The organism is Burkholderia sp. HMSC10F09 (assembly GCF_001806955.1).
Classification (GTDB): Bacteria; Pseudomonadota; Gammaproteobacteria; order Burkholderiales; family Burkholderiaceae; genus Burkholderia; species Burkholderia multivorans.
Window position 1 is genome coordinate 1 of the sequence record NZ_KV786729.1, and the last position, 4,113, is coordinate 4,113.

The following is a 4,113-nucleotide window of genomic DNA, read 5'->3' on the forward strand; positions in this document are numbered from 1 at the left end:
CGCTGATGTAATGACGGTTGAACAGGTTCGTCGCGTTCACCGCGAAGCGCCAGTTGCGCACGTCGTAATGCACGGCCGCGTCGATCAGCGTGTAGCTCGACACCGTCAGCGAGTTGTCGGCCGCGCCGGCGGACGCGCTCTGGTAGCGCACGCCGCCGCCGAGCCCGAAGCCCGCGAGCGGCCCCGTGTGCCACGTCCAGTCGGCCCACAGCGACGCCATCTGGCGCGGCCGCGGAATGTCGACCGGCCAGTTGTTCAGCGTCGCGTCGTTGGCCTGCACGACCTTCACGTCCTGATACGCGTACGACGCGATCAGCGACAGGTTCGGCGTGACCTTGCCGGTTGCGCTCAGCTCGATCCCGCGCGCGCGCACTTCACCGGTCTGCACGGATTTCGTGCCGCTCGGATCCTGCGTCGGCAGCGCCGGCGTAACGCCGTTGGTCTGGTTGATCTGATAGATCGCGGCATTCAGCATCAGGTTCTTGCCGGGCGGCTGCCAGCGCAGGCCCGCTTCGATCTGCCTGCCGCGCGTCGGCTTCGGCACCCCGCCGTCGAGCAGGCTCACGCCGATGATCGGATTGAACGACGTCGAATAGCTGATATACGGCGACAGCCCGTAGCCGGCCTGATACGTGAGGCCGACGCGGCCCGTAAACGCCGACACGTCGGCCTTCGACTGCGTGCCGGCCGCGCGATCGTCCATCCGCATGTTGACCCAGTCCTCGCGGCCGCCGAGCGTCAGCGTCCAGCGGTTCCACTTGATCTGGTCCTGCGCGTACAGGCCGAACGTGTTCATCGTCGTGTACGTGTTGGTGCGGTACGTGGTGTCCGGATTGGAAAACACGGCCGTCGTGACCGGCGTGTACACCGGGTTGTAGAGGTTCAGCGTCGGCGCGGCGGCGAGCCATTCGCTATCGGTCGCCGTCTGGCGGTTGTACTGGAAGCCGAGCAGCAGCGTGTGCTGGAGCGGACCCGTCGCAAAACGGCCCTCGAGATTGTTGTCGATGTCGAAGCGGCTGTAGTTCATCTGGAACACGCCGGCCCAGCGGTTGACTTCGGTCAGCGTTTCGTCGGCGAAGCCCGCTCCCCACACCGAGCCGTTGTCGAGCGACAGATGCATCCACCGCGTGTTCTGCCGGAACGTCCACATCGAGTTCAGATTGTGCTCGAACTGATAGCCGAGCGACCACTGCTTCTTGCGGTAGTAGTTGAAGTTGCCGTCGCCTTCGTAGATGTCCTTCGTGATCTGCCCGTTCGGATTCGGCAGCACCGTGCCGGCCGCGGGCAGGAAGTTCGACGAGATGTCGCCCCAGTCCTGCAGATACGTGGCCGACAGCGTCAGCGACGTGTCCGCGTTCGGGCGCCAGCGGAACGACGGTGCGAGCGCGACGCGCTGGTCGTTGTTCGGCCCGGTCACCGCGTTGCCGTCGCGCGCGACGCCGACGAACCGGTACGCGTACTTGCCGTCCGGATCGAGCTTGTCGCCGACGTCGATCATGAACTGCTTGCGTGCGTAGTTGCCGATCTCGACGCCCGCTTCGCGCACGCGCTCGCCGTCGGCGAGCTTCGTCTTCACGTCGACGATCGCACCCGGATCGCCCGCGCCGTACAGCACCGACGTCGGGCCGCGCAGCACGGTGATGCTGTCGATCATGTACGGATCGACGCGCCAGCTCGCGAGGTTCAACGTGTTGGGCACCTGCAGGCCGTTCACGTACGCGGTCGGCGTGAAGCCGCGCAGCGCCGCGTACCAGTCGGAGCGGTTGTCCGAGCCGTACGACGAAAAGCCCGGCACGTAGCGCAGCGCGGTGTTCACGTCGGTCGCGCCCGTCATCTCGATCTGCTGCGCGGTCACGACGTTGATCGTCTGCGGGATCTCCTCGATCGGCGTGTCGGTCTTCGTGCCGGTCCGGCTGCGCTTCGCGACGAGCCCCACCGTGCCGTCGCCTTCCGACGCCGCGTTCACGGTGATCGCCGGCAGCGTGCCGGCCGACGCAGCGTTCTGCGCGCCGTTCGCCGACGCGGCAGTCCCCGCATTCGCCGCCGGCGCGGTCTGCGCGAACGCCTGCCCGGCCGCCGCACCGAATGCCACGCTCGCCGCGGCCGCGATCGCACGCAACCGCGTGCCTGTTGCCCAATCCATCTTCTTTTACTCCACTTGTCATGCGGTCTCCCGACCGCGCCTCTCAAAGAGCGAAAGCCATGCGGCCCGCGCTCACCCCGTTTTCTTGTCGTGCGCGGGCCGCGGCATCGTCGTGCGCGCCCGGCATGCCGCTTTCGAGCGACGCGCAGATTTCGTCCGCGCGTCGCGCCAGCACCGACAGCAGCGTGTCGGACAGCCCGTGGCTGTCTTCGCAGCAGCCTTGCAGATAGATGCGCGGTGCGAAGTGCGCGGGCGTCGCGAGCCGGTAATCGCGCCCGACGTCGCCGCGCGCCAGCGCGTCGCCGAGCTCCGGCGCCAGGCCCGCGAGCAGCGCGGCATGCGTGTCGCGGCGGTAGCCGGTCGCGAGCACGAGCGCATCGAAACGTTCGACCTGCGTCGCGCCGCTCATCCGGTCGCGCGTCGCGAGCTCGATGCGGCCGTCCGCCGTGCGCGACGCGGCTTCGATCGCGCGGTTCGCGAGCAGCGCGTGGCGCGGCGTGCCGTCGATGCGCTGCAGGTACAGCATTTCGTAGATCTGTTCGATCAGCGGCCGATCGACGACCGCGTAGTTCGTGTCGCGATAGCGCTCGAGCAGCGCGCGTCGCGCGTCGTGCGGCTGCGCGTAGACGACGTCGGTGAATGCCGGGCTGAAGATCTCGTTGACGAACGGACTGTCGTCGGCCGGCTTCAGCGCGCCGGCGCGCATCACGAGGCTCGCGTCGACGTGCGGGAAGCGCCGCGCAAGATCGACGAACACTTCGGCCGCGCTCTGCCCGGCGCCGATCACCGCGACGCGGCGACGTTCGCCGTCCGGTGCGGCGACGAGCCGCGCGATGTCGGCCAGATACGACGACGAATGGATCACGCGCTCGTTGCCGAGTGCCGCGAACGCGTCGGGAATCGCCGGCGCGCCGCCGATGCCGACCGACAGCGCGCGCGTCACGCGCCGATGCGTCTGTCCGTCTGCGTCGCGCGACACGACGCGCAGCGCATCGACGCGCGCACCGCTGCCGTGCACGGGCTCGATCGCGGTGACCGTTTCGCCGTAGTGCACGCGATCGTCGAAGGCGTCGGCGACCCAGCTCAGGTAGTCGTGGAATTCGACACGCGTCGGATAAAAGTTCTTCAGGTTGATGAATTCGTTCAGCCGGCCGCGTTCGAACAGATAGTTGATGAACGTGTAGCGGCTCTTCGGATCGCGCATCGTGACGAGATCCTTCAGAAACGAGATCTGCATCCGGCAGTCGTCGAGCAGCATCCCGCGATGCCAGCCGAACGCGGGCTGCCGCTCGACGAAGCAATGCGCAAGCGCGCGCGGGCCGCCGCGCTCGGCGAGGCGCACGGCCAGCGCCAGATTCGACGGCCCGAAGCCGACGCCGATCAGGTCGAATACGGTTTCTCTCTGCATGTCTCAGCTCCCTTGTCGATGAACCGGCCCGTCAGACGTGACGGCCGGAGAAGAACGTGTCGCGCCGCGTGCACATCCACAGCGGCTGTCCGTCGGCGAGCGCGAGACGGCGCCGCCGCGCGAAGCCGTGCCGCGCGAGCAGCTCGGCGATCCGCGCGTGGCCGGCCGGTACGGCGCAGCCGATCGCTTCGGTACGCGGATCGTCGAGAAACAGGTAATGGACGACGCTCGGCAGCCACGCGGCGATGCAGTGCGCGCCGCGCCAGCGCGACTCGCCGACCAGCATCCGCAGCGCGCGGTCGTAGTCGCGCGCGGCAACGTGCGGCGCGAGCGCATCCTCCTTCAGCCATACCGCTTCGAAATACGCGAACGGCTCGCCGTCGAAGCAGCCGACGAGCGGCGTCACGTGCGGCTCGAAGTCGGCCGCCGTGCCGGGCTGCGCGCCGGGCCAGCCGTCGCGCACGCGCGGCGTGTCGAACCAGCGCGCGATGCGCGCGGGATCGTCGGCCGGCTGCCAGCCGCGCAGCGTGAAACGCACGCCGAGCGCCGGCATGTCGCGCGC

General features: G+C 68.5%; 3 protein-coding genes. All 3 read right to left on the minus strand.

The window, feature by feature from the left end; translation table 11 throughout:
* The coding region (locus tag HMPREF3115_RS15600) for a TonB-dependent siderophore receptor (protein ID WP_070555037.1) at nucleotides 1-2,143 on the minus strand (2,143 nt) is incomplete at its 3' end.
* 43 nt (nucleotides 2,144-2,186) lie between these two features.
* Nucleotides 2,187-3,551 carry a lysine N(6)-hydroxylase/L-ornithine N(5)-oxygenase family protein gene (locus tag HMPREF3115_RS15605; protein WP_006400098.1) on the minus strand — a complete coding sequence of 455 codons (1,365 nt, stop codon included), beginning with the start codon at nucleotides 3,549-3,551 and terminating at the stop codon, nucleotides 2,187-2,189.
* A 31-nt stretch (nucleotides 3,552-3,582) separates the two neighbouring features.
* The coding region (locus HMPREF3115_RS15610) for a GNAT family N-acetyltransferase (RefSeq protein WP_141751682.1) at nucleotides 3,583-4,113 on the minus strand (531 nt) is incomplete at its 5' end.